At 37.4% G+C, this 24219-nt stretch carries 19 protein-coding genes; 5 read left to right on the top strand and 14 right to left on the bottom strand.

Annotation, left to right across the window (positions count from 1 at the left end; translation table 11 throughout):
* Positions 1-7: 7 nt before the first annotated feature.
* A complete protein-coding gene (gltB, locus tag MHI40_RS07840; RefSeq protein ID WP_340762159.1) occupies positions 8-4540 on the bottom strand; it encodes a glutamate synthase large subunit in 4533 nt (1510 codons plus the stop codon).
* Positions 4541-4661: 121 nt separating this feature from the next.
* Here gltB and MHI40_RS07835 point away from each other — a divergent pair, with 121 nt between their 5' ends.
* Positions 4662-5564 carry a LysR family transcriptional regulator gene (locus MHI40_RS07835; protein ID WP_340762158.1) on the top strand — a complete coding sequence of 301 codons (903 nt, stop codon included), beginning with the start codon at positions 4662-4664 and terminating at the stop codon, positions 5562-5564.
* Between the two features lie 99 nt (positions 5565-5663).
* On the opposite strand, the gene MHI40_RS07830 is transcribed toward MHI40_RS07835, so the two are convergent.
* The 4 genes from MHI40_RS07830 to pxpA all read right to left on the bottom strand — a co-directional run bounded on the left by MHI40_RS07830 (position 5664) and on the right by pxpA (position 9432).
* The gene (locus tag MHI40_RS07830; RefSeq protein ID WP_340762157.1) at positions 5664-6437 is read right to left on the bottom strand and encodes a DUF2935 domain-containing protein; all 774 of its coding nucleotides are present in this window, start codon (positions 6435-6437) and stop codon (positions 5664-5666) included.
* A 192-nt stretch (positions 6438-6629) separates the two neighbouring features.
* Positions 6630-7403, bottom strand: coding sequence for a putative hydro-lyase (locus MHI40_RS07825; RefSeq protein WP_340762156.1), 774 nt, complete (start codon positions 7401-7403; stop codon positions 6630-6632).
* 34 nt (positions 7404-7437) lie between these two features.
* Entirely contained in the window at positions 7438-8658 is a 1221-nt protein-coding gene (locus tag MHI40_RS07820) for an NRAMP family divalent metal transporter (RefSeq protein ID WP_340762154.1), read from the bottom strand.
* Positions 8659-8670: 12 nt separating this feature from the next.
* Positions 8671-9432, bottom strand: a complete 762-nt coding sequence (gene pxpA / locus MHI40_RS07815) for a 5-oxoprolinase subunit PxpA (protein ID WP_340762151.1) — start codon at positions 9430-9432, stop codon at positions 8671-8673.
* A gap of 256 nt (positions 9433-9688) precedes the next feature.
* On the opposite strand from pxpA, the gene pxpB reads away from it, so the two are divergent.
* The gene (gene pxpB / locus MHI40_RS07810; protein ID WP_340762150.1) at positions 9689-10417 is read left to right on the top strand and encodes a 5-oxoprolinase subunit PxpB; all 729 of its coding nucleotides are present in this window, start codon (positions 9689-9691) and stop codon (positions 10415-10417) included.
* On the top strand, positions 10414-11400 hold the full coding sequence (locus tag MHI40_RS07805) for a 5-oxoprolinase subunit C family protein (RefSeq protein WP_340762149.1): 987 nt from the start codon (positions 10414-10416) through the stop codon (positions 11398-11400). The genes pxpB and MHI40_RS07805 overlap by 4 nt, the downstream gene beginning before the upstream one ends.
* 20 nt (positions 11401-11420) lie before the next feature.
* Here the strand turns inward: MHI40_RS07805 and MHI40_RS07800 are convergent, their stop codons facing one another.
* From MHI40_RS07800 to MHI40_RS07775, 6 genes are all read right to left on the bottom strand, one after another.
* A complete protein-coding gene (locus tag MHI40_RS07800) occupies positions 11421-12179 on the bottom strand; it encodes an IclR family transcriptional regulator (protein ID WP_340762148.1) in 759 nt (252 codons plus the stop codon).
* Between the two features lie 23 nt (positions 12180-12202).
* Positions 12203-13102: a DMT family transporter gene (locus MHI40_RS07795; RefSeq protein WP_340762147.1), complete on the bottom strand. Its 900-nt coding sequence runs from the start codon at positions 13100-13102 to the stop codon at positions 12203-12205.
* 274 nt (positions 13103-13376) lie between these two features.
* Positions 13377-14750, bottom strand: coding sequence for a GntP family permease (locus tag MHI40_RS07790; protein WP_340762146.1), 1374 nt, complete (start codon positions 14748-14750; stop codon positions 13377-13379).
* Between the two features lie 71 nt (positions 14751-14821).
* The gene (gene pdxA, locus MHI40_RS07785) at positions 14822-15835 is read right to left on the bottom strand and encodes a 4-hydroxythreonine-4-phosphate dehydrogenase PdxA (RefSeq protein WP_093534561.1); all 1014 of its coding nucleotides are present in this window, start codon (positions 15833-15835) and stop codon (positions 14822-14824) included.
* A gap of 3 nt (positions 15836-15838) precedes the next feature.
* Positions 15839-17140 carry a four-carbon acid sugar kinase family protein gene (locus MHI40_RS07780; protein ID WP_340762145.1) on the bottom strand — a complete coding sequence of 434 codons (1302 nt, stop codon included), beginning with the start codon at positions 17138-17140 and terminating at the stop codon, positions 15839-15841.
* Complete coding sequence (locus MHI40_RS07775) at positions 17137-17901, bottom strand: DeoR/GlpR family DNA-binding transcription regulator (protein WP_340762144.1); 765 nt, start codon at positions 17899-17901, stop codon at positions 17137-17139. The genes MHI40_RS07780 and MHI40_RS07775 overlap by 4 nt, the downstream gene beginning before the upstream one ends.
* Positions 17902-18120: 219 nt before the next feature.
* Between MHI40_RS07775 and ilvA the strand changes: the two genes are divergently transcribed.
* On the top strand, positions 18121-19383 hold the full coding sequence (gene ilvA / locus MHI40_RS07770; protein WP_340762143.1) for a threonine ammonia-lyase IlvA: 1263 nt from the start codon (positions 18121-18123) through the stop codon (positions 19381-19383).
* A gap of 164 nt (positions 19384-19547) precedes the next feature.
* Complete coding sequence (locus MHI40_RS07765) at positions 19548-21032, top strand: catalase (protein ID WP_093534569.1); 1485 nt, start codon at positions 19548-19550, stop codon at positions 21030-21032.
* 196 nt (positions 21033-21228) lie between these two features.
* Here the strand turns inward: MHI40_RS07765 and MHI40_RS07760 are convergent, their stop codons facing one another.
* The 3 genes from MHI40_RS07760 to MHI40_RS07750 are packed head-to-tail and all read right to left on the bottom strand — an operon-like array spanning position 21229 to position 24073.
* Positions 21229-22026, bottom strand: coding sequence for an ABC transporter ATP-binding protein (locus MHI40_RS07760; RefSeq protein ID WP_340762142.1), 798 nt, complete (start codon positions 22024-22026; stop codon positions 21229-21231).
* Positions 22019-23056, bottom strand: a complete 1038-nt coding sequence (locus MHI40_RS07755) for an ABC transporter permease (protein WP_340762141.1) — start codon at positions 23054-23056, stop codon at positions 22019-22021. Before MHI40_RS07755 ends, MHI40_RS07760 begins: the two co-directional genes overlap by 8 nt.
* 18 nt (positions 23057-23074) lie before the next feature.
* Positions 23075-24073, bottom strand: a complete 999-nt coding sequence (locus tag MHI40_RS07750) for an ABC transporter substrate-binding protein (protein ID WP_340762140.1) — start codon at positions 24071-24073, stop codon at positions 23075-23077.
* Positions 24074-24219 lie beyond the last annotated feature (146 nt).

Genomic DNA, 24219 nt, shown 5'->3' with positions numbered 1-24219 from the left:
CCTCTCCTTATTTTTTCGCTAGTACTTTCTTTTCCTTTTTTTCCACACTCGAAGTTGCCAAAAATGCTTGCATTGCAGCAGCATCGTCTGTTAAGCCTTGAACTTTGAACGATTGAATTTTATCCACCATTTTTTTATAATCATTTGGTACAACTTTCACAAATCGACTAGATGCTTCATCCCAATTGTCTAAGAGATTCATAGCTTTTGTGCTTTTCGTATAATAATAATGATCCATGATTAATTGGCGTACAGCATGTAGCTCATCTGCAGTTTGAATTTGTTCAAACCCAATCATTTCTGGATTACACTTTTCTTTAAAGCCACTCACATCATCCACAAGAACATATGCAATTCCACCCGACATTCCTGCTCCAAAATTCTTTCCTACATCTCCTAATATAACCGCTCGACCACCTGTCATGTACTCACAGCCATGATCGCCAATACCTTCAACGACAACGTCGACACCACTATTTCGTACTGCAAAGCGCTCCCCAGCACGGCCATTGATAAAAGCAGTTCCACTCGTTGCCCCGTAAAGCGCAACATTCCCAGCAATAACATTTTGTTCTGCTTTTCCTTGAATCGGAGCTGTTACGATTAGTTTTCCGCCAGATAAGCCTTTCCCAAAATAGTCATTTACATCGCCGGTTATATACATCGACATTCCTTTTGGTATAAATGCCCCAAAACTTTGGCCAGCTGCTCCTGTAAATCTTAAAACAATGGAATCATCCACTAACCCTCGCGCTCCATATTTTTTAGAGATTTCACTTCCAATTATGGTACCTACTACACGTTCTCTGTTAGTTATAGGGAAATACAATTCTGCTTTTGACTGACTTTCTATTACCTTTTCCAGTTTTGGTAACAATACACGCATATCAAATGATTCATCAATTTTATGATCCTGTAATGTATTCCAAGTTCTCGGTCCTTCTGGTTGATATAAAAGAGCCTCTAGATTTAGCTGTTTTGCTTTCCAATGGGATTTAGCACGTTCACTAACTTGCAATACATCGGTTCTACCGACCATTTCTTCCATTGTTCTGAATCCTAATAATGCCATGTATTCTCGAACTTCTTCTGCTACAAACTTCATAAAGTTAACTACATAATCTGCCGTTCCAGTAAATTTATCACGCAACTCTGGATTTTGTGTCGCAATTCCAACTGGACATGTATCTAAATGACATGCTCGCATCATGATACAACCCATTACAATAAGTGGTGCTGTTGCAAAACCATATTCTTCTGCGCCAAGCAAAGCTGCCATTACTACGTCTTTACCTGTCATTAACTTGCCATCAGTTTCTAACACAACTCGATCGCGCAAACCATTTAGCATTAACGTTTGATGTGCTTCTGCAAGACCTAATTCCCACGGAAGACCGGTATGTTTAATGCTCGTTTTAGGTGATGCACCAGTTCCACCATCGTATCCACTAATTACAATTACATCTGCTGCCCCTTTTGCTACCCCAGCAGCAATTGTTCCTACACCTGATTTTGCAACAAGTTTAACACTGATCCTAGCTGCTCTATTTGCATTTTTTAAATCATGTATTAATTGAGACATATCTTCAATTGAGTAAATATCATGATGTGGTGGTGGAGAGATGAGCCCTACTCCTGTAGTTGAACCACGAACATCTGCAACCCAAGGATATACTTTGTTACCAGGTAATTGCCCACCTTCTCCTGGTTTTGCCCCTTGCGCCATTTTAATCTGCAATTCATTTGCTTGAACGAGATAATGACTCTTAACACCAAATCGACCAGATGCAATTTGCTTAATAGCACTGCGACGATTATCGCCGTTTGCATCCAGTTCATAACGACTAGGGTGTTCACCGCCTTCTCCGCTATTACTTTTTCCACCTATTCGATTCATCGCAATAGCTAGTGTTTCGTGTGCTTCTTGGCTTAAAGAACCATAGGACATAGCGCCCGTTTTAAAACGTTTAACTATTGATTCGACAGATTCTACTTCCTCTAGAGGAATTTTTTTAATTGCTTTATCAAAGGTTAGTAGATTTCTTAAGAACCCGATACGCTCCTCATTGGCCATTTGCGCATATTGTCTATATAAACCATAATCCCCTCTTCTAGTTGCCCATTGTAGCGTATGAATTGTTTTTGGATTGAAGGCATGATGTTCTCCCGTATTTCTCCATTGAAAATCACTACCAGATTCTAAAGAATCACTAGTCGAAAGAATTGCTTGTTCATGTCTTTTGTTAGCTTCATACGCAATTGTTGCTAGGTCAATTCCACCAAGTTGTGAAACCGTTCCAGTAAAATATCGTTCAATTACGTCTTTACTAATTCCAACTGCTTCAAAAATTTGTGCACCACGATAACTTTGTACAGTGGAAATGCCCATTTTTGACATTACTTTTACTACTCCATCTGCTATTCCTTTACTATATTTAGCAACTGCATCTGGATAACTACTCGTTATGTGCCCATCCTGTATTGCCTCGGCAATCGTCGCGTAAGCCAAATAGGGATTAATAGCATCTACCCCAAAGCCGATAAGTGCAGCAAACTGATGTACCTCACGTACCTCACCCGATTCAACAATAATACTCACCTTTGTCCGATTACCAGTTCGCAGTAAATGCTGGTGCACATGACTTGCTGCTAACAAAACTGGAATGGTCTGCTGTTGTACCGAAATACCTCTATCTGAAAGTATGAAGAGAGAGATTCCTTGGTCGATCAATTCATCCACTTTTTTGGATAGAAGGTCCAAGTCAATATCTAAGTCTTCAGACATATTCAGCTGGAGTGAAGCAGCAGTAAATGATTTTATACTATTCTTTTTAATATGTGCTAGTTGGCTATTTGTTAAAATAGGTGTTTCTAAGAAAATCCGTTTTGCATTTGACGCATTCGGATGTAGTAGGTCACCTTCCGCTCCAAGCAGTGTCATCGTTGAAGTTACAATATGCTCCCTAATCGAATCAATCGGAGGATTAGTAACTTGCGCGAATAGCTGTTTAAAGTAGTTGAATAAAGACTGGGGACGATCAGATAATACCGCTAAAGGTGTATCGTTACCCATCGATCCAATTGGGTCCTTCCCGTCTAACGCTATCGGAATCATATATTTATGCACATCTTCATACGTATAGCCAAATACTTTCTGACGGAATAACAAATCCTCTAGTTGCTCTACTTTTTCTTCGATCACTGGTAGTTTATACATATTATCTGTTAACCATTGCTGATAAGGCTGCGCTTGAGCCATTTCTGATTTAATCTCTTCATCCGAAATAATTCTGCCTTTTTCCAAATCTACTAATAGCATTCTGCCAGGACTTAGACGCTCTTTATATAAAATATTTTCTTCTTCAATATCTACAACCCCAACTTCAGAGGAAAACACAATATAATCATCTTTCGTAACCAAATAACGCGCTGGGCGTAATCCATTGCGGTCTAAAATAGCACCTATCTGTTTGCCGTTTGTAAAAGAAATTGCTGTTGGTCCATCCCATGGTTCCATTAAACTGCTATGATATGCATAGAAAGCTTTCTTTTCTTCTGTGATATGAGGATTCTCAGTCCAAGGTTCAGGAATAAGCATCATAGCTGTATGGGCAGGAGTTCTACCTGCTAAAACAAACAACTCAAATGCATTGTCTAGCATAGAAGAGTCACTACCATTTGTATCGATAACTGGTAGTAACTTGGTTAAGTCCTCACCAAAGGCTTTGGAAACAAATTGTTTTTCTCGAGCCTTCATCCAATTGATATTGCCTCGCAATGTGTTGATCTCCCCATTGTGAACTATATAGCGATTGGGATGTGCTCGCTCCCAACTCGGAAATGTATTTGTACTATAACGAGAATGTACAAGTGAAAATGCAGAAGTGAATAGTTCATCCTGTAAATCTACATAAAACAAATCTACCTCTTCTGGAGTTAGCAATCCTTTGTAAACAATTGTTTGACTAGAAAGGCTTGCACAATAGAATTTAAGGCTTTGATGACCAGCCCAATGTTCCGCTTGCTTGCGGATAATATATAGTTTGCGTTCAAAAGCTAATGATTCCATTTCATTATTTGCCTGAATAAAAACCTGGCGAACGAAAGGTACTGTTTCCCTTGCTTTATCGCTTAACATGCTTGTATCGATTGGTACTGTTCTCCAGCCAATCAGAACTTGCCCTTCTGCAGCTATCAAATCATTTATTTTTTGTTCGATTAGTTCGCGTTCGTTGGAATCGTTTGTGAAAAATAACATTCCGACTCCGTATTTACCTTTTTCGGGTAAATCCCATTCATTACATACAACACGAAAGAATATGTCAGGTATTTGAACCATTAAGCCTGCTCCATCCCCCGTTTTACCATCGCCACCTCTGCCAGCGCGGTGCTCTAAGCGACATAACATCTCAAGTCCTTTTTTTACGATATCGTGTGTTGCATTACCTTTTATATGTGCGTATAAACCTATCCCACATGCGTCATGTTCAAAAGACGGGTCATACATACCTTGTGCTTGTGGTAGTTGGTGAAATGTCATGTTTATACCTCCCTTTAACCTAAAAAAGTGTCTTAAGAATATTGTATGTTTTCAAAATAATATAAACAATATATAATTTGGATATAAACCATCTAATATTGAGATAGATAAGGAGAATTCGATGGAACTACGCCAATTGAGATACTTTATAGAAGTAGCAGAAAGAGAGCATATTTCGGAGGCTGCAGTCCATTTACATGTTGCTCAGTCCGCAGTTAGTAGACAGATAGCGAATTTAGAGGATGAACTCGGAGTTCAATTATTTGAACGGATCGGTAGAAATGTAAAGCTAACACCAATAGGGAAGATTTTCTTAGAACACAGTGTCTCTGCTATTAAAGCCATCGATTTTGCCAAGAAACAAATTGATGAATATTTAAACCCTGAAATAGGAACTATTAAAATTGGCTTCCCAACAAGTTTAGCAGGTCACTTGTTGCCGACAGTAATTTCTGCATTTAAAAAGGAGCATCCAAACGTTGCTTTTCACTTGCGACAGGGATCTTACAATTATTTAATAGAAGCGGTTAAACAGCGTGAGCTCAACTTGGCGTTTTTAGGCCCACTTCCTCCCAAAGATAGTAATTTAAATAACACGATTCTTTTTACAGAGAATTTTTCCGTTCTTTTAAATGCCAACCATCCCTTTGCGAAAAGAAGTAAGATTCCTCTTATTGATCTTCGCAATGAGGATTTTGTTCTTTTCCCTGAGGGCTATATTATGCAAAAACTAGTGGTCGAAGCATGCAACTCTGTTGGTTTTACACCAAAAATTACCTCAGAGGGTGAGGATATGGATGCGATTAAAGGTTTAGTAGCCGCAGGTATTGGTCTAACACTGTTGCCAGAAAGCACTTTTTATGACTCTACACCTAGATTCACGAAGAAAATCCCTATTGATTTACCTAATATTCGAAGAACAGTCGGAATCATTAGTCCAGCTTCCAGGAATCTATCACCTTCTGAAAAAGTATTTCATGATTTCGTTGTACAATTTTTCTCATTGCTTGGGCAATATCAGTAACTGAACATACATCTTCCACTTAAAACCATAAAGAACCGGGCATTTTACACGCCCGGTTCTTTTATTTCAAACCTAACATAATGCCCTGCATAAATGCGATTATTTTTTATCAGCATTGGTGGATTCGGCCACTTTTGATAAATAATATTGTTCTTCTCTTGCCATATGGTCAGCCATAGATACAGTAAAAGTTCCAAGCACCTCTGCATTTAGTTCCATTTCTTCTAATTCATCTAGAAAAGCTAAAAACAGAGTTATTTCTAACTCTACATTATCATTAAATCTATTTAATGCTGGGAACTTGTTGATATTCGTGCGTAGGTAACCAGTCAATTCAACCGCTTTCAAATAAAACTGTTCAAAATGTTTGGCAAAGATTTCACTTTTTTCTTTTAGTCTTTTCTCTGTGTCATCCATTCGAGCATCAATTGCGCCAGCATGACCAGAAGCATCCAGTAGCCAAATTAGATGGTGATGCAATTCATGATAAATAGGTGGTACTTCCCCTTTTTCCAGATAGCTTAATACCAGTTGATATTCTTCTAACTCGTTTACCATATGACTTATGAAAGTAGGCGTAAGGTGAATCCCCATCTCCCCTAGTAAATGCCTTTTGATAATGGACAATTTAAAGGATTTTAATTGATCCACATATTCTGCGACAATATTAGCAAAAGAAATAGCATTTGTTTCGTTCAAAGCATTTACTTGAGAAAAAAGTTGATCGAAATGTTTTATAAAATAAGTCGCCTTATCGATGTCCTTCTTTTGAGAAGGATAGAGCGAATCATGAATAAAGCGAGAATGATCTCCTAGAACGCGAAGCCAAAACTGATGTTCAAAGACAGCACTTTTCAAGTAATTATTTTCCAACCATACATCTCCTTTAGGTTCCCTCTACTTCAATTTATTCATCTTATATTGTTTTATTAATAAAATTATATAAAACCGTAAATGCCAACAATATTTAAAAGCCATTTCTTTAAATGGCTTTTAACATAAATCATAAAAAAACACGAAGATCGCAATTACACGATCTTCATGTTTTAATGGATTACCTAAGCCTTAAAATACACTCAGTTTTTCGTCTTTTAAATCACTGATAAACATGCAACCGGGTGCATGTGTAATCATTATAGAAGGCTTGGACTGCATAGCGACTGCTTGAGGTGTAACACCACAAGCCCAGAAAACTGGCACTTCTCCATCCTTTATCGTAACTGAATCTCCAAAATCAGGCTTCGATAAATCCGTTATTCCAATTGTTCTTGGATCTCCAATATGAATTGGCGCACCATGTACCCCTGGAAATCTGGAAGTAATTTGTGTAGCTCTAATTGCGTCTGCAGAAGACATTGGTCTCATACTTACTACTGTCGGCCCTTCAAAAACTCCTGCTTTCACACACGCAATATTCGTCTTATACATTGGTACATTACAGTTTTCTTCAATATGTCTAATCGGGATACCAGCATCCAGTAGTGGAGTTTCGAACGTAAAACTACATCCAATAAGGAAAGCTACCATATCATCTTCCCAGTAATCAGTAATATCCAAAACTTCCTCTACATAGATGCCATCTTTATAAATCCGATACTTTGGGATATCTTTGCGTAGGTCAGCATTTTGAGCAATTGACCTAGGCACAAAAGAACCTATATCAGTTACATCGACTAAAGGACATGACTTAGGGTTTCGCTGGCAGAACAGCAAGAAATCATAAGCATATTCTTTCTTTAATATCGCTAGATTTGCTTGTGTATAGCCTTTAGACATTCCAGCTGTAGGACCTGTGATTTCTCCAGAACGTATCAATTCACGTATGTTACTGGGTGACATGGATATATAGTTATTTATACTAATTCACTCCTAACTAGTTAAAAAGCAATGGAATTTGTTCTATAAGTGTCATGATACCTAAAACACCCATGATTATCGTTACTAATCCACCACCTATCGTCATCCAAAGAGGATGTTTATACTCTCCAACCACTTCTTTTTTATAAGCTCCAATCAGTAAAGTGCCGAGGGCAAGTGGTAAAATTAGTGCATTAAGTGCTCCTACAAGGATAAGAACGTTTACAGGTCTTCCGATAAAAGCAAATGTCACAGTAGATACAATAATAAATAATATAATTACCCAATTATGATATTTTTCGATTTTTGGGTGGAAAGAACGAATAAATGAAACGGATGTATAAGCTGCTCCTACCACTGAAGTAATGGCCGCCGCCCACATAATTACACCAAATATACGATACCCAATCTCACCGGCAGCAAGTTTAAATACTGAAGCTGGTGGATTCTCTGGGTCTATTGCCAACCCCTGAGATACTACTCCTAGAACTGCAAGGAACAAAGCGACTCTCATGATACCTGTAACAGCAATTCCCGTCACCGAACTTTTTGTCACATCTGGTATCGATTCTATTCCACTTACTCCTGCATCCAGCAATCTATGTCCACCGGCAAAAGTAATGTAGCCGCCTACTGTACCACCGACTAATGTAACTATCGCAAAAATACTTATTTCAGAAGGTGCAAATGTTCTTACTATCGCTTCTCCTACTGGAGGAGATGTTATAAACGCTACATAAAGCATAAGTAATATCATGACAAAGCCAGCTACTTGAGCAACTTTATCCATTGCTTTACCTGCTTCTTTAACTACGAAGATAAATATAGCAAATACAGCACTTATTATTGCACCAGTAATCGGATCAATTCCGAGCATTGCATTTAATCCTAGACCAGCACCTGCGACGTTTCCTATATTAAATGCTAGTCCACCCATCACAATAAGAATTGCTAAAACTACACCAAGCCCTGGCAATACCTTATTTGCAATCTCTTGACCACGAAGACCAGATACAGTAATGATTCTCCAAATATTAAGTTGAGCAAATACATCTAATATTAAAGAAATTAAAATTACAAATCCAAAACTAGCTGCTAATTGTTGAGTAAATACGGTTGTTTGTGTTAAAAAACCTGGTCCAATGGATGAAGTTGCCATTAAAAATGCAGCACCAAGCAATACGCTATTCGTAACTTTCTTGTTACTATTCACAGCAATAATATTCTTTTTTGACATCTCTCTCTCCCCCTAGTCTACTAACGAAGATATAGCAATATTGCTGCGCTCTAAAGTTTCTTTAATCTGTTTTGCAAATGTAACCGCATGTTCTCCATCCCCATGGATGCAAACTGTATCTGCTTTTATCGATACCTCCGTATTTTGTTGAGATATCACTACCCCCTCTTTAATCATTTTGACAACTTGTGCAACCGATTGATGCGTATCAGTTATTAATGCATCTGCATGTTGACGAGAAGTTAAAGTTCCATCTGCCTGGTAGGTGCGGTCTGCAAAAACTTCATGAGCTGTCTGTAAACCAATTCTTTCTCCTGCAGCTGTTAATTCACTATTCGCTAACCCAAAGAGAATTATGGATGGATCCACATCATAAACGGCTTGAGCAATAGCCTCGGCTAGCTCTTTGTTTTTCGCTGCCATATTAAATAATGCTCCGTGAGGTTTTACATGCTGCATCTTTTCATCAAATGTTGCTAAAAATGCTTGTAATGCTCCTATTTGATAAACTACCATGTCGTAGCCTTCTTGGGGAGAGATATTCATTTCTCTACGACCAAATCCGTTTAAATCTGGTAAACCTGGATGTGCACCGATTTTAACCCCATAATCTATAGCTAGTTTTACAGTTTCTCGCATCACACTAGGATCTCCCGCATGAAAACCACATGCTATATTAGCAGAAGTTACATATTTCAATATCTCTTTTTGTTCTCCTAAATGATAACGTCCAAAGCTTTCACCCAAATCACAATTTATATCTATTTTAAACATTTTTCTAAACCCTCCCCAGATTTAAAATAAAAGAATCAGCCCTGATTAGTTCCGTAATATGGAACCTTAGTTTTGAAACTTAAAAAAAGTTTACCACAGTTTGATTTTTCTGAATAGATATTATTTTTTATTAAGTTATTAAATATGGTGCAAAAACAAAACTTGTAATTTAAATTTAGACAATTATAATAATTTATATAGTTCATTTTTAAGAACTAAAGTACCGCAATTCGAAACTAAAGGAGTTTTTCCAATTATGAATTCTTCCCAGTTAGAAGTCGACATTAAACCTTTAGGCGATTCTGCACTTATTGTTCAGCTTGGAGAAGGTATAAGTCCTACCCTACATAAACTTGTAAAAAGTCTCTCAGAGCTGATTTCTACTAATCCCTTTAAGGGAATTATAGAATACGTACCTGCTTATAATAATATTACCGTGTACTATAATCCTTTTTTGGTACAAAACGTACACAGTGGTTCGAATAGCGCCTATGATAAAGTGAGTAATCATATAAAGAAAATTGTTCAACAAATAACTTTGGAGAACAGAACCGACACAAGAACTGTAACTATTCCTGTTTGCTACGGTGGTGAATTCGGTCCTGATTTAGAGAATGTTGCGTCAGTAAATAACCTAACAATTGACGAGGTTATTGATATTCATACAAGTAGTGATTGTTTGGTTTATATGTTAGGATTTGCACCGGGTTTTCCTTTTATGGGAGGTATGAATGAACGAATAGCAACTCCAAGAAGAGATACCCCAAGATTGTCTATTCCGCAAGGTTCAGTAGGTATTGCTGGTAAACAAACAGGGATTTATTCGTTAGAAACACCTGGTGGATGGCAAATCATTGGTCGAACTCCACTAAACTTATTTCTTCCAAAACAGTCTCCTCCCTCACTTTTACAGGCAGGCGACAAAATTCAATTTGTTTCCATTGCGCCTGAGGAATACTTCTTATACGAGGGGTTGAAGAAATGAGTATCAAAGTGCTACACCAGGGATTGCTGACTACTATTCAGGATTTAGGGAGGTACGGCTTTCAAAAGTTCGGTGTAATCGTAGGTGGAGCAATGGATTCCTATTCCTTAAGGCTTGGTAATCTCTTAGTTGGTAATACTGAAAATGAGGCTGCTCTTGAAATCACACTGTATGGAACTACGCTTCAATTTGAGGAAGATACACTAATTGCTATAACTGGTGCTAATTTCTTACCTACTATTAATGATAAGCCTGCACCGCTATGGAGTCCGATTATTGTTAGGAAAAACTCGGTGTTAAAATTTCATACAGCCATAGATGGAAGTAGAGCATATATAGCAATTGCAGGAGGAATTGACATTCCTGAGGTGATGGGTAGTAAAAGCACGTATCTTCGTGCCAATATTGGCGGATTTAAAGGGAGGGCCTTACAAAAAGGAGATGTGCTTCCTCTAACTTCTTCAAAAATCTTCAATAGCAAAACGTCAAAAATTAGGCAGAAAAACAAGGGCAATTGGAGCATAAATTATAATGAGTTGATAAATTTGGGCAACCATCAAATAATTCGAGTAATACAGGGGACAGAATTTGATAGGTTCGAAAAAGAAAGTCAATATAAACTTTTGACGGAAGTTTTCACTTTATCGTTACAGTCTGATCGAATGGGATATCGGTTAGAGGGATCATCACTTTCTCTTTCTGAAAACTTTGAACTGTTATCGGAAGGAGTTACATTTGGTACTATTCAGATCCCCCCTAGTGGACAGCCAATCATTCTTATGGCCGATAGACAGACAACAGGTGGTTATCCAAAGATAGGACAGGTAATTTCTGCAGATTTGCCTACCCTTGCTCAACTTCCACCCAAAGCTACTATCCAGTTTAAATTAGTAACATTGGAAGAAGCAGAGCAGGCATTCATTCAAAATGAACAAAAGATACACCTTATCAAAAAAGCGATTAACTTTAAACTATATCCATAAATTCAAAACCCCCTCATTTTTTATTGAGGGGGTTTAGTGTAGCCTAGCTTATATGAAATCTCGTCAGCAGCCTTCATTACTTTTTGGGCATAAAATTCAATATTCTCATCTTGGTAATTAGCCTCGATACCTGCAATACTAAGCCCACCTACTACTTCCCCTTTAAAGTCCAAAATGGGTGCTGCAATTGCTGAAGTATAATCCTCTAGTTCAGAATGGCTTATTGTATATCCATTTACCCTTGCATCACTTATAGATTTTAATAACTCTTCTTTAGTAGTTATTGTTCCAGTTGCAATTCTTTCAAACTCTGTCTTATTTAGATAGGTCTCGATTTCTTGGTCAGGTAAAAAAGAAAGAATAGCCCTTGCACATGCCCCTGCGTAAAGAGGGCTTCTTCTCCCGACAGCAGTATACAAGCGAACTTTTTGATAGACATCCACTTTTTCAATATAAATTGTTTCATCGCCTTGGCGAACGATTAAATTTATAGCTTCTTTTAGTTCTTTATGTAATTCTTGCATAATATCAAAAGCAATTTGCCTCAAATTTAATCGGGAAGCTACAAGGTTTCCATACGTTAGAAACAATAAACCCAATCGGTATTTTGAATCTTTACCTTTTTCTACGAAACCCATTTCTTCTAAAGTCAGAAGCATTCTGTAAACAGAAGTTTTCGGTATTTGAGATAGATCAATTATCTCTTGAAAAGTGAGTTCTGGGTTTTCGAGAAACAAGTTTAAGATATCCATTGAACGAACTACAGTCTTATTTTTCATTTTATCACCTTCTATTAAAATTATTAGCGATTATTACTATAGTCTATCAGTTTCTTTTTACTTCTATAGTTTACAAGGAAGATACTAATGCCAACCATAACTAACCCGATAATTAGTAAATATGTAATTGGTTCATCAAGGAATACCGCTCCTAATATGACGGCAATAATTGGTACCATAAAAGTGGAGGAACCTACCTTACTAGCTTCACCTTCTCTAATAAGTTTGTAATATACTATTTGTGCCAGAGGTATACCTAATACGGAACCATATGTTAAGGCACTGATATATTTACTATTCCAAACGATATCTGAGAAGTCCTCGAAAAAACTCCCGAATCCTATTAATACAAAACCGCCTATTATACATTGCATGGAAACCATCCAGTATGGATTCACTCTATTGCTCACTTTTTTGACGTATATAACACCTAAAGCCCAAAAGAAAGCAGTTAATAACCCTAAAATTACACCAATAACTGATACATGGAAAGTCAAACCATCCAAGCTCACAATAACAATACCTATAAAGCCAATTACTAACCCCAAAATCTTTCCAGGAGTCATAAATTCACCGAGCCAAATCCATGCAAAAAGCCCTAATAATACAGGTTGAAAATATACAAGAATGGAAAATAATCCACCGGGTAAATAATTTAACCCGACTGTTTGAATTCCAAAAAATAAAGTTGTATTTAATAAGGCAGAAGTGCAATACAGACGCCAATTCTCACGCCAATTTAATTTATCCCTAATTTTAAATAATATTACTGCTAATAGTAATCCACCCATTGTTGCTCTCATTCCTGCAAATATGACGGGAGGAGTATATGGTAATGCAAGTTTATATATAGGCCAACTTGCTCCCCAAACAAAAATTAAAAACAAGAGTAGCATTGTGGACTTTGTGAAAATTTTTTTCAACCCTATTACTTCCCTTCAACATCTCACCGAATCTATAAAACCACTCTAAACACTATACACCCTTTCACTCCTAGCATCTATTTAAATTTCCTTCTACTAAGCGAAAAAATTCGTTATATTCAAGGTTTTCGATTCTCCATTTTCGTCCTGCAGTCGATCTTATATCATTTTAGAAGAATGGAATTGATAATTACGTATTATTCGATCACCATTAAAACGAATTATTCTCTAATAGTAAAAAGACGCCCATAGAGAGCGTCTTTAGAAAAAATTATTAAACAAATATATCTGCAACCAGAATAGCTATTAGTGATGCACCCCAAGCTAATGTAGTTGGTACTGACCATACCATAATCTGTTCTTTCGTTTTTGTGATACCAAGTGAACGGTTAACAACCCAAAACATTGTATCACTAAAATATGAGAATACCATTGCGCCAAGTGCTGCGGCTTGTGCTGCGAGCACCATATTTACACCATCTATATTAACTAGAATTGGTGCTGAAATAGATGCAGCTGTTATCATTGCAACAGTCCCACTACCTTGGATCAACCTTATAAGGGAGGCAACTATGAACGGTATTAATACAGCAGGTAATGGTAAGGAAGCAACGAGATTTCCAATATAGTCCCCAGCTCCACTTTCACGTAATACATAGCCGAATGCTCCACCTGCACCAGTGATTAATAGAATAACCCCGGCTGCGTTCATACCTTCTTCCATCCTGGCAAGTGTATCTTCACGACTCCAACGCCCTGCTAATGCATAAATAGCTGCAATTACAGCTAACCCTACCGCAATAATTGGTTGGCCTAAGAAAATAAGATAATCATAAATTCCACCCGTAATTTCTAATGCTGTCAACGTTGTATTCAGGAAGATTAATACAATCGGTAAGACAATCGGTAATATAGAACGGAACAAGGATGGTAGCTCTTTATTACGTTCATTTGAGAGTTGAACAAATTCATCATACGTCATTTCATCCTCAGGTCGAACCCAGTCCGTGCCATCTTCATTTGGCAATTGATATATTCTCTTACCTAACCACTTACCATAGAAAACTCCAACTAACATAATAGGAATTGCAAAAATCAATCCATAAATAATCATTTGACCAATGTCTACTCCGAAAATTCCTGCAACCCCTAGTGGTCCTGGAGTTGGTGGAACCGCATGATGCGTTGCTACCGCACCAATTGCCAACGGAATTCCAATTGCAACAACTGATTTACCAGTTTTTCTTGCAACAGATTTTATTAATGGCGTTAAAATGATAAACGTAGAATCTACAAATATAGGAATCGCAACTATGTATCCTGCAAGGGCCATAGCCCATTCTTCTTTTTTCTTTCCTATAAACTTGATAAGTGCATATGCTAAACGTTCTGCAGCACCGGAAACTTCCAATAATCTTCCCATCATAACTCCAAACCCAATTACGATACCAATGGACCCTAACGTACTACCGAAACCACCAATTATGGCATCGGCTACTTTAGGTGGTGACATTCCTCCGATGATTCCTGTTATTGCTGCTGCGATTATTAATGCTAAAAACACATGAATTTTCGTTTTTACTACTAGATAAACTAATAGAATTACCCCAATGATAAGACCTAAAATTACTTGTGACTCAGATGACATCCCATGAAACCCCTTTCAATCCTCTGTTTTTAAAAAAGGAAAGTATAATACTTTCCTTCTATACTAATTACTTATAATGATTCACGAGTAAATTTCGGTGCATATTCAGCAGCAAGTTTAATACATTCGTACATGCTTACCTCAGATGCAATGTTTTTCCACGCTATATCAAATGCAGTACCATGATCAACAGACGTGCGTAGGAAAGGCAGACCATTTGTAATAGATATTGTACGGTGGAAATCCGTCATTTTCGCCGCGATATGACCTTGATCATGATATAGAGAAAGAACAGCGTCATACTTACCATTTAGTGCTTGGAAGAAAACTGAATCTGCCGGTACTGGACCGTAGGCATCAATTCCATCTGCTTTCGCAAGTTCGACACCTGGTTTAATTTCTTCTACTTCTTCCATACCAAATAGACCGCCTTCACCTGAATGGGGGTTTAACCCTGCGACTGCAAGCTTACGACTCTCAACTCCTAGCCGTTGTAGAGCTTTATCACATCTATTTAAATAATCACGAACTCTTTCTTTCGTCATTTGCGTAATTGCTTCTGCAACTGACACATGTCTTGTTAAGAAGAATATACGCATTCCTTTTACTTGGAACATTGTTAGTGGATCTGGAGCACCACCTAAATCCTCAAGCATTTCTGTATGACCGATATAAGGAACCTTTGCTGCTTTTAATGATTCTTTATTGATCGGAGTAGTTGCAATTGCTTTAACTTCGCCAGCCATTGCAAGTTCCACTGAGCGTTTGATAAATTCAAATGCTGCTTGTCCATTTTGTGCCGAAACCTCTCCTGGCGCGAAATCTTCCATATTAATATTTGCTAAGTCCATTACATCTATCGTCCCAAACTCATAGGAACCTTCTGCTGGTGATGAAACGACACGAACTTTTAAATTTACACCAGTTACTTCGATTGCTTTACGAAGTATATTCGCATCCCCTACAACAAGAGGTTTACACATTGTGTAAAGTTCTTCTTTAGCTAAAGATTTAACTGTAATTTCAGGTCCAATACCTGCCGCATCTCCCATAGGAATTGCAATAATTTCTCGAACTGTAGTCATATCCTAAACACTTCCTTCTTCTTTTTTGTTTGTTAAGAATCTTACACATTTATAAATAGAGTACTTATCCCCTACCATGCCACCTTTAGTAATTACAGGAATGCCATCGAAAGCTCCTCCTATAAAATGACCATATGCCGCTAAAGGAAGTACTTCATCCTGCAAACCAATAGCCTGCGCTTCACTGACAGAGCATAGAGCTGCTGTCACATCGCCACCACTGGAAAACATTCCATCAATTGCATGTTCTGTTTGGTCAATAACACTATGAGTAACTCTAGCCAAACCTTCCGTTAAGCGCTTGGCAAGCTTTTCTTCTGTTACTCCTTCTCTAACAGCTATTTCTTTTAAATCTAGTTTCCCTGAACCCGGTGCATACGTAGTGATGATTAATACTTCTTGATCCTCTAATTTAATGATTGCTTCCTTCATCGCACGCTCTATTTCTTCGTCCCACGTACTAGTAGTAGAAGCTAATGCCTCCGTATTGACATAAACAGGGTCAGCATTTTTCTTGTCTATTAGATAATTTAGTTGTCTTCCAGTTAAAGGAGTTATGCTACCAACCGTTACGATGAACTTATTCGTCAACACATGCTGATGAGCCATTAAACGACTATAAGATGCGGATAATGGACCTGGATCCACGGGCACAAAAACCACTCCCTCAATTGCAGCCATCGACTCTGCTATATGATCAATGTCTTCATTTGTCACAGCATCTACAACAATAATCCGATTTCCAGCTTCTATTTGTTTCATCATTTCCAATTGAATACTATTTTTCCCCTTTAAAACTCTCCCTAATCCTATGTGGGAAACTGGATACTGACTTTGCTCTATCATTATAGTAGGCACATGAGAGATTGTAATTGGATTCATTGGATCCTTCGCAACGTCGGTAGATTCAACTGGTACACCATCTATCAATAGATACCCCCCAGATACGATACGTCCTGAATCTGGATAGGATGTAACAACTACTGCCACACTATTTTTTCCTATTGCATCTAATAATGTGTCTGTTTCTACTCCAAGGTTTCCACGTACCGTACTATCAATGCGCTTACAAAAAATACTTGCCCCCCATGTCGAAAGCTGTTCGTACGCATTCAACACTCTACTTTGTGCAATACTTGGTGCACAATATCTACTATCTGTGTCAACACTAATGGAAGTAAAACCACCAGTTTTTGGCACCTCTCCCCCAAAAACTGCAGTAGCACTATTGAATCCATTTTTAGAAAGGAGAACTCCAGTTGCATTAGCACCGGTTAAATCATCTGCAATAATTCCAACTTTCATTTTTTCACGCCCTTAATAAAGGTAGTCATTTCACTGTAGATTTCTTCTACTTCTTCTGGAAGTGTTTGATCTGTTATGATAGCTGTCACGCAATCGATATCTGCTATTTTAGCAAACGCTTTCTTTCCGAACTTTTGAGCATCCACTACTAGATAAACTGATTCACTACTATTAATCATTTCTCTCTTTATAGAAGCTTTTTCAAAAGTAGCAGATGTAATGCCTAGTGTTGAATGAACTGCATGGGCACCTAAAAACAAAATATCTACATGGATTTCTTTTAACATATTTTCTGCATATGTTCCGAAAACTGCCCCTACACCATTTTGAATTTTTCCACCTAACATAATGACTTCCACTTTGCTATCCATCAATTCTGCAGCTATTTTAATGTCATTTGTTACAATCGTTAAATTTATTTTCTGTTTTAAACGTTTGGCAATTTCAAAATTAGTAGTACCAGAATCGAGAAAAACTTTCATACCATCTTTTACAAGTCCTATAGCGATTTCAGCAATTTCTACTTTTTGTGGATGAGCTTCAGAAATTTTTTGAATATAGCTCTGTTCGGCAATAATAGCCTCGGGTATAGCGGCTCCACCGTGAGTTCTTATCAATTTCTTCTGTTTTTCTAGTTCATCTAGATCACGACGAATGGTCATCGCAGATACATCTAGTAAATTTACTAAATCCAAAATTTCTACTTTTCCATTTATGGCAAGCTCTTCAATGATGCGTTTCTTTCTTAATATCGGAGTCATACAATTCTCCTTTTCATAAAAACTTTTACTATGAACATATTATGTTCGATTCTACCAACAAAGTCAATATATTTTGTTTAATTTAAACTTTTAATGTTAATAACGAACATTTAACCATTTATAAAACAATTTAGAATTATCAATATTAACTAGCATTTTAGCGATGTAGTGTGATAAACTATATTAATCTTTTAAATGAAATTGGAGGTATACCGCCTTATGCAATTAACAGATACGAAATCAATACAAGTGGAGAATGTCCTAATTGCACATCAGTTTTTAAAAGATGTCGTCTATCATACTCCCTTACAAAAAAACGAGTATTTATCAGAAAAGTATGGAGCAACTATTTATTTCAAACGAGAGGATTTACAACATGTCCGCTCTTTTAAATTACGTGGGGCTTACTATAAGATTAAAACAATTGAGACAGAAGCAAGGGAAAAAGGAGTAGTTTGTGCAAGTGCTGGTAACCACGCACAAGGTGTCGCTTACGCATGTGCACAACTCGGTATCATCGCAAAGATTTTCATGCCTTTAACCACGCCCTCACAAAAAATTGATCAAGTGAGAATGTTTGGTCGTGAATTTGTGGAAATCATTCTAGCCGGTGATACATTTGATGATTCCGCAGAAAGTGCAACGGCTTTTGCAGATACGGAGGATAGAATTTTCATCCACCCATTCGATGATCCGGATATCATTGCAGGTCAAGCAACTGTTGCAGTAGAAATAATGAATGATATTGATGTTCCTATAGATTATTTGTTTGGTAGCATTGGTGGTGGTGGCTTAATATCTGGACTATCTACTTATATAAAGAATGTCTCTCCTTTCACCAAAGTAATTGGGGTTGAACCTGAGGGAGCTGCAAGTATGCAAGCTGCTTTCCAAAACGGAGGTCCAATTAAGCTAGATTTAATAGATAAATTTGTAGATGGAGCAGCGGTAAAATGTGTTGGTAATCTCTCTTATGAACTAAGCAAAAAGTACGTGGATGATATTGTTCTTGTACCGGAAGGAAAAGTTTGTACGACGATATTAGATTTATACAACAAGCATGCAATTATTGCTGAACCTGCTGGTGCTCTATCCGTAGCAGCATTGGACTTTTACAGTGAAGAGATTAAGGGGAAAACTGTAGTTTGCGTCATTAGTGGGGGTAATAATGATATTGGGCGTATGCAAGAGATTAAAGAAAAATCATTAATCTATGAAGAGTTACTATATTATTTCATCGTCAAATTCCCTCAAAGAGCAGGAGCATTACGTCAATTCCTGGATACGGTTCTTGGACCAAATGACGATATTACCACTTTTGAATATACAAAGAAAAACAATAAAGAAAGTGGACCTGCACTTGTCGGCATCGAATTGAAAAACAAAGAAGACTATTCTGGTATTCTTTATCGTATGAATGAGAATGGGTTTTCCTACAAAGAAGTAAATAAAGATAGCACTCTATTTGAATTACTTATATGATAAAAACCTTTGTAACATCAACGTTTATAGCGTTTGATGTTACATTTTTTAATATACTAATATAAAGTTTTTAAAAATCTTCACACCTCTATTCTAGCAATATTTTAATCTGTTTGATATAATGATTCTTGTATTATAAATATTCTAATCTAGGGGGAAATTGAATGTCAGAAAATCAAAACAACAACAATAACAAAATGACAACTGCAGCGGGCGCGCCTGTAGTAGACAATCAAAACTCGCAATCAGCTGGACCACGTGGCCCATTATTATTACAAGATGTATGGTTATTAGAAAAACTAGCACATTTTGATAGAGAAGTAATTCCTGAGCGTCGTATGCATGCAAAAGGATCTGGTGCTTACGGTAAATTTACTGTTACTCATGACATTACACAATATACTTCAGCAGCTCTTTTCTCAGAAATCGGTAAAGAAACTGAAATGTTCGTTCGTTTCTCCACAGTAGCTGGTGAACGTGGAGCAGCAGATGCTGAACGTGATATCCGTGGATTCTCTATGCGTTTCTACACAGAGCAAGGTAACTGGGATTTAGTTGGTAACAACACTCCTGTATTCTTCTTCCGTGACCCACTTAACTTCCCAGATTTAAATCACGCTATTAAACGTGATCCACGTACTGGTATGCGCAGTGCAAATAGCAACTGGGATTTCTGGACATCATTACCGGAAGCACTTCACCAAGTGACTATCGTAATGAGTGACAGAGGACTTCCAAAATCTTACCGTACAATGCACGGATTTGGTAGCCATACATTCAGTATGATCAATGCTAACAATGAACGCGTTTGGGTTAAATTCCATATGCGCTCACAACAAGGCATTGAAAACTTAACTGATCAAGAAGCAGTTGAAGTTGTTGGTGTAGACCGTGAAAGTCACCAACGTGACCTGTACGATAATATCGAAGAAGGTAATTTCCCGAAATGGAAAATGTACATTCAGGTAATGACAGAAGAGCAAGCTAACAACATGCCTTACAATCCATTCGACCTGACAAAAGTTTGGTATAAAAAAGACTTCCCTCTAATTGAAGTTGGAGAATGGGAACTTAACCGTAACCCTGAAAACTATTTTGCTGAAGTAGAGCAAGCAGCTTTCACACCAGCTAACGTTGTACCTGGTATTAGCTTCTCTCCAGACAGAATGTTACAAGGTCGTCTATTCTCTTATGGTGATGCACAACGCTACCGTTTAGGTGTAAATCATCATCAAATTCCAGTTAACACACCAAAATGCCCGGTACACTCTTTCCATAGAGACGGAGCAATGCGTGTGGATGGTAACTTAGGTGGAACATTACCTTATGAGCCAAATAGTTATGGAAAATGGAAAACTCAACCTCAATACACTGAGCCACGTTTACCACTTCATGGAGATGCTGGAATTTGGGAATTCCGTGAAGATGATGATAACTACTATGAGCAACCAGGTAAACTATTCAGATTGATGAGTCCAGAAGACCAACAAGTTCTTTTTGATAACACAACACGCAATATGGACGGCGTAGAAGAATTCATTAAGATTCGTCACATCATTCACTGCTATAAAGCAGATCCTGCATACGGACAAGGTCTTGCAGAAGCAATGGAAATTCCGTGGGGCAATATCGAAGCTGCAATGGCTTAATATATCCACTTAATAACATAGCTTTACTCACAGAGTGGTTAGTAGTAACTTAGGTTACTACTAACCACTTTTTTATATAGTTAAAAACCCTCTAGAATGGCTCCAACTGAACAATACTTACGAAAAGGAAACGTTTATCTATTCGTGACTCATTAAACAGACAAAAAGAGCAACCCATGGCTGCTCTTTTTGTTGTTTAGGACGATAATAATGCTCGATCACTTGTTAACTTTTGGCCACGAATACGTTGGAACTCTTGCATTAGCTTTTCAATGGTTAAGTGTTTCTTCTCTTCTTCCCCAACCTCTAATATTATTTGTCCTTTATCCATCATGATCAAACGATTACCTAAGTCTAATGCTTGCTGCATATTATGAGTAACCATTAAAGTGGTTAGATTATCTTTTTTGACAAGCTTTTCGGTCAAATTAGTTATTAGTTCTGCTCGAGAAGGATCTAAGGCAGCTGTATGCTCATCTAGCAATAATATAGATGGCTTTGTAAATGTAGCCATTAACAATGATAATGCCTGCCTTTCTCCACCTGAAAGCAGTCCAACTTTAGCGTTTAATCGGTTTTCAAGATTTAAATGCAAGCTTTCAAGTGAGTGAAGGAAAAGTTCTTTCCTCTGTTTATCAACTCCAATTTTCAAGCTTCTTTTTTTATTTCTAGAATAGGCAATTGCTAAGTTTTCCTCAATTGTCATGGCTGGTGCAGTACCAGACATTGGATCTTGAAACACTCTTCCTATCAACTTGGATCGTTTAAATTCGGGTAATTTTGTCACTTCTTCTCCATTAATATAAATTTGGCCAAAGTCGGGAGTCAATGCCCCAGAAACCATATTTAACATGGTAGATTTACCCGCACCATTACTTCCAATAACGGTAACAAAGTCACCAACATTTAGCGTTAAATTTATACGATCTAATGCAATTTTCTCATCTGCAGTACTCTCATTGAAAATTTTGTTAATATTATTTAATTTAAGCAAGGTTCTCACTCTCCTTACTTCTATTAAGAGCTAAGACTTCCGATTCACGCAATGCATGTCGTTTTGCTTTCCTGCTCTTTTCACGTCGTTTTTCGAAGAACTGAGGTAAAATGAGCGCTACAATTACGATAAATGCAGTAATTAGCTTCATATCTCCTGCATCCAAGAATTCTACGCGAAGCGCTAATGCTAAAACGATACGATAAATGATAGCACCAGTGATTACAGCAATAGTTGTTCTAACGATTGTTTTCGTACCGAAAATTGCTTCTCCTATTATGACGGAGGCAAGTCCGATTACTATCATTCCAATACCCAACCCTATATCAGCAGCTTTTGTATACTGAGCAATTAAAGCTCCAGAAAATGCAACAAGGGCATTGGAAATACCTAATCCTAATATGACAAGCGTATCTGTATTTGCTGAAAAACTGCGAATCATTTTCTTGTTATCACCCGTTGCACGAATTGCTAAACCAACTTCCGTTTTTAAGAACCAATCAAAAATAAATTTTATTATAACTATTAAAATAGCTACAATTACTAGTGTCCCCCAAGTTTTAGGAACATATTGAACACCTAAAGAAGTTAAGAATCCATTAATAGTATCATCTATACCTAAGCTTCCCCACCAACTGAAAAATTGGCTAAATATAGTTCCTTCATTCATCAAAGGGATATTAGGTCTTCCTACAGAATTCTCAATTGTAAAACCCATTATCCTCAAATTGATGGAATACAAAGCAATCATCATTAATATTCCCGACAGTAGTGGATTAATCTTCCCTTTCGTGTGTAAAATCCCTGTCATACATCCTGCTAGGAATCCTGCAAATATAGCAACGAGTGTTGCAATAGCAGGATGATAGCCTAACACTATCATCGCCGCTGCTGTTCCTGCTCCTGTTACAAAGCTTCCATCAACCGTCAAATCAGGAAAATCCAACACTCGGAAGGTCAAATAAACACCGAGAGCCATAAGTGCATATATAAACCCTTGCTCAACTGACCCAAAGATTGCTGTAAACATAAAACATCAAACTCCTATCTATTCCGCAAATTCTGATTCCCATTCATCTTTTACTTCTATTCCAAGGGCATCAACAGTATCTTTGTTTAAAACAAATTTCAAATTTTGGGGATATTGAACGGCCAAATCAGCTGGTTTACTTTCACCCTTCAAGATTTTAACAGCCATTTCTCCAGCTTCATAACCGATATCATAAAATTCAAAGCCATATGCTCCTAATCCGCCACGTTTAACAGAATCGAACTCGCCTACCATCATCGGTAACTTATGCTCATTAGCAACATCTACTACGGATTCAAGAGCTGAAACAACCGTATTGTCTGTGATGATATATAAGGAGTCAACTTTCCCTATTAAAGATTCAGTTGCTTGCTTCACTTCAGCTGATGTTGAAACGGAAGCTTCTACTACATTTAGACCAACTTTGGCCATTTCTTCTTTTACTGCATCTACAGATGAACGTGAATTTTGCTCTCCTGAATTAAATACCATACCAACATTCTTTGCACCTAACTCATTTTTCAAAAATGCAATAGTATTTGGAATCGCATCAGGTTGTGTATCAACTGTTCCAGTTACATTTCCACCTGGGCTTTCCATTGAATCTACAAGTTCAGCATCAACTGCGTTAGTTACAGATGTAAATACAATCGGAATGTCCTCTGTAAGAGCCGCAACTGCTTGAGCACTAGGCGTTGAATTGGCAAATATTAAATCGGCTCCTGAGTTTACTAGATTATTTGCAATAGTTGAGTTTAAACTATTATCATTTTGAGCATTCTCATATTGATATTCGACCTCGAGTCCTGCATCCTCAATTGCTTTTTGAAATCCTTCGTAAGCTGCATTTAATGATGGATGTTCTACAATTTGAGTAACACCTATTTTAAATACTTCTTTATCGCCAGACTTTGCAGAAGTGGATTTTGTTGCAGCAGAATCATCTGTACCACACGCAGCTAATAGTAAAACAGCAGCGGATAATACCATACCAAACTTTTTCTTTGTTTTTCCCATCTTTAATACCCCCATTTTACATTCAATACATCAGCGATTCAACTCGCTAAAGTATTACGATAAAGCAATGTTACACCGGATAAGAATAATAGTCAATAACATTATGAATTATTAATTAATTTAATTAATATGCTTTTATTTTTGAC

The organism is Psychrobacillus sp. FSL H8-0510 (assembly GCF_038008345.1).
Taxonomy (GTDB): Bacteria; Bacillota; Bacilli; order Bacillales_A; family Planococcaceae; genus Psychrobacillus; species Psychrobacillus psychrotolerans.
This window is presented reverse-complemented; position numbering and strand designations above follow the sequence as displayed.

What these genes read in the sequence shown, in the direction of transcription:
- MHI40_RS07780 (WP_340762145.1), bottom strand. Translation starts at nt 17,140, where the DNA reads ATGAAAGTTGGAATTATTGCAGATGATTTAACCGGTGCTAATGCAACT.
- ilvA (WP_340762143.1), top strand. Translation starts at nt 18,121, where the DNA reads ATGCAATTAACAGATACGAAATCAATACAAGTGGAGAATGTCCTAATT.
- MHI40_RS07775 (WP_340762144.1), bottom strand. Translation starts at nt 17,901, where the DNA reads ATGACTCCGATATTAAGAAAGAAACGCATCATTGAAGAGCTTGCCATA.
- MHI40_RS07820 (WP_340762154.1), bottom strand. Translation starts at nt 8,658, where the DNA reads ATGTCAAAAAAGAATATTATTGCTGTGAATAGTAACAAGAAAGTTACG.
- MHI40_RS07765 (WP_093534569.1), top strand. Translation starts at nt 19,548, where the DNA reads ATGTCAGAAAATCAAAACAACAACAATAACAAAATGACAACTGCAGCG.
- MHI40_RS07790 (WP_340762146.1), bottom strand. Translation starts at nt 14,750, where the DNA reads ATGTCATCTGAGTCACAAGTAATTTTAGGTCTTATCATTGGGGTAATT.
- pxpB (WP_340762150.1), top strand. Translation starts at nt 9,689, where the DNA reads ATGAATTCTTCCCAGTTAGAAGTCGACATTAAACCTTTAGGCGATTCT.
- MHI40_RS07755 (WP_340762141.1), bottom strand. Translation starts at nt 23,056, where the DNA reads ATGTTTACAGCAATCTTTGGGTCAGTTGAGCAAGGGTTTATATATGCA.
- MHI40_RS07835 (WP_340762158.1), top strand. Translation starts at nt 4,662, where the DNA reads ATGGAACTACGCCAATTGAGATACTTTATAGAAGTAGCAGAAAGAGAG.
- MHI40_RS07825 (WP_340762156.1), bottom strand. Translation starts at nt 7,403, where the DNA reads ATGTCACCCAGTAACATACGTGAATTGATACGTTCTGGAGAAATCACA.
- gltB (WP_340762159.1), bottom strand. Translation starts at nt 4,540, where the DNA reads ATGACATTTCACCAACTACCACAAGCACAAGGTATGTATGACCCGTCT.
- MHI40_RS07750 (WP_340762140.1), bottom strand. Translation starts at nt 24,073, where the DNA reads ATGGGAAAAACAAAGAAAAAGTTTGGTATGGTATTATCCGCTGCTGTT.
- pxpA (WP_340762151.1), bottom strand. Translation starts at nt 9,432, where the DNA reads ATGTTTAAAATAGATATAAATTGTGATTTGGGTGAAAGCTTTGGACGT.
- pdxA (WP_093534561.1), bottom strand. Translation starts at nt 15,835, where the DNA reads ATGACTACAGTTCGAGAAATTATTGCAATTCCTATGGGAGATGCGGCA.
- MHI40_RS07800 (WP_340762148.1), bottom strand. Translation starts at nt 12,179, where the DNA reads ATGAAAAATAAGACTGTAGTTCGTTCAATGGATATCTTAAACTTGTTT.
- MHI40_RS07805 (WP_340762149.1), top strand. Translation starts at nt 10,414, where the DNA reads ATGAGTATCAAAGTGCTACACCAGGGATTGCTGACTACTATTCAGGAT.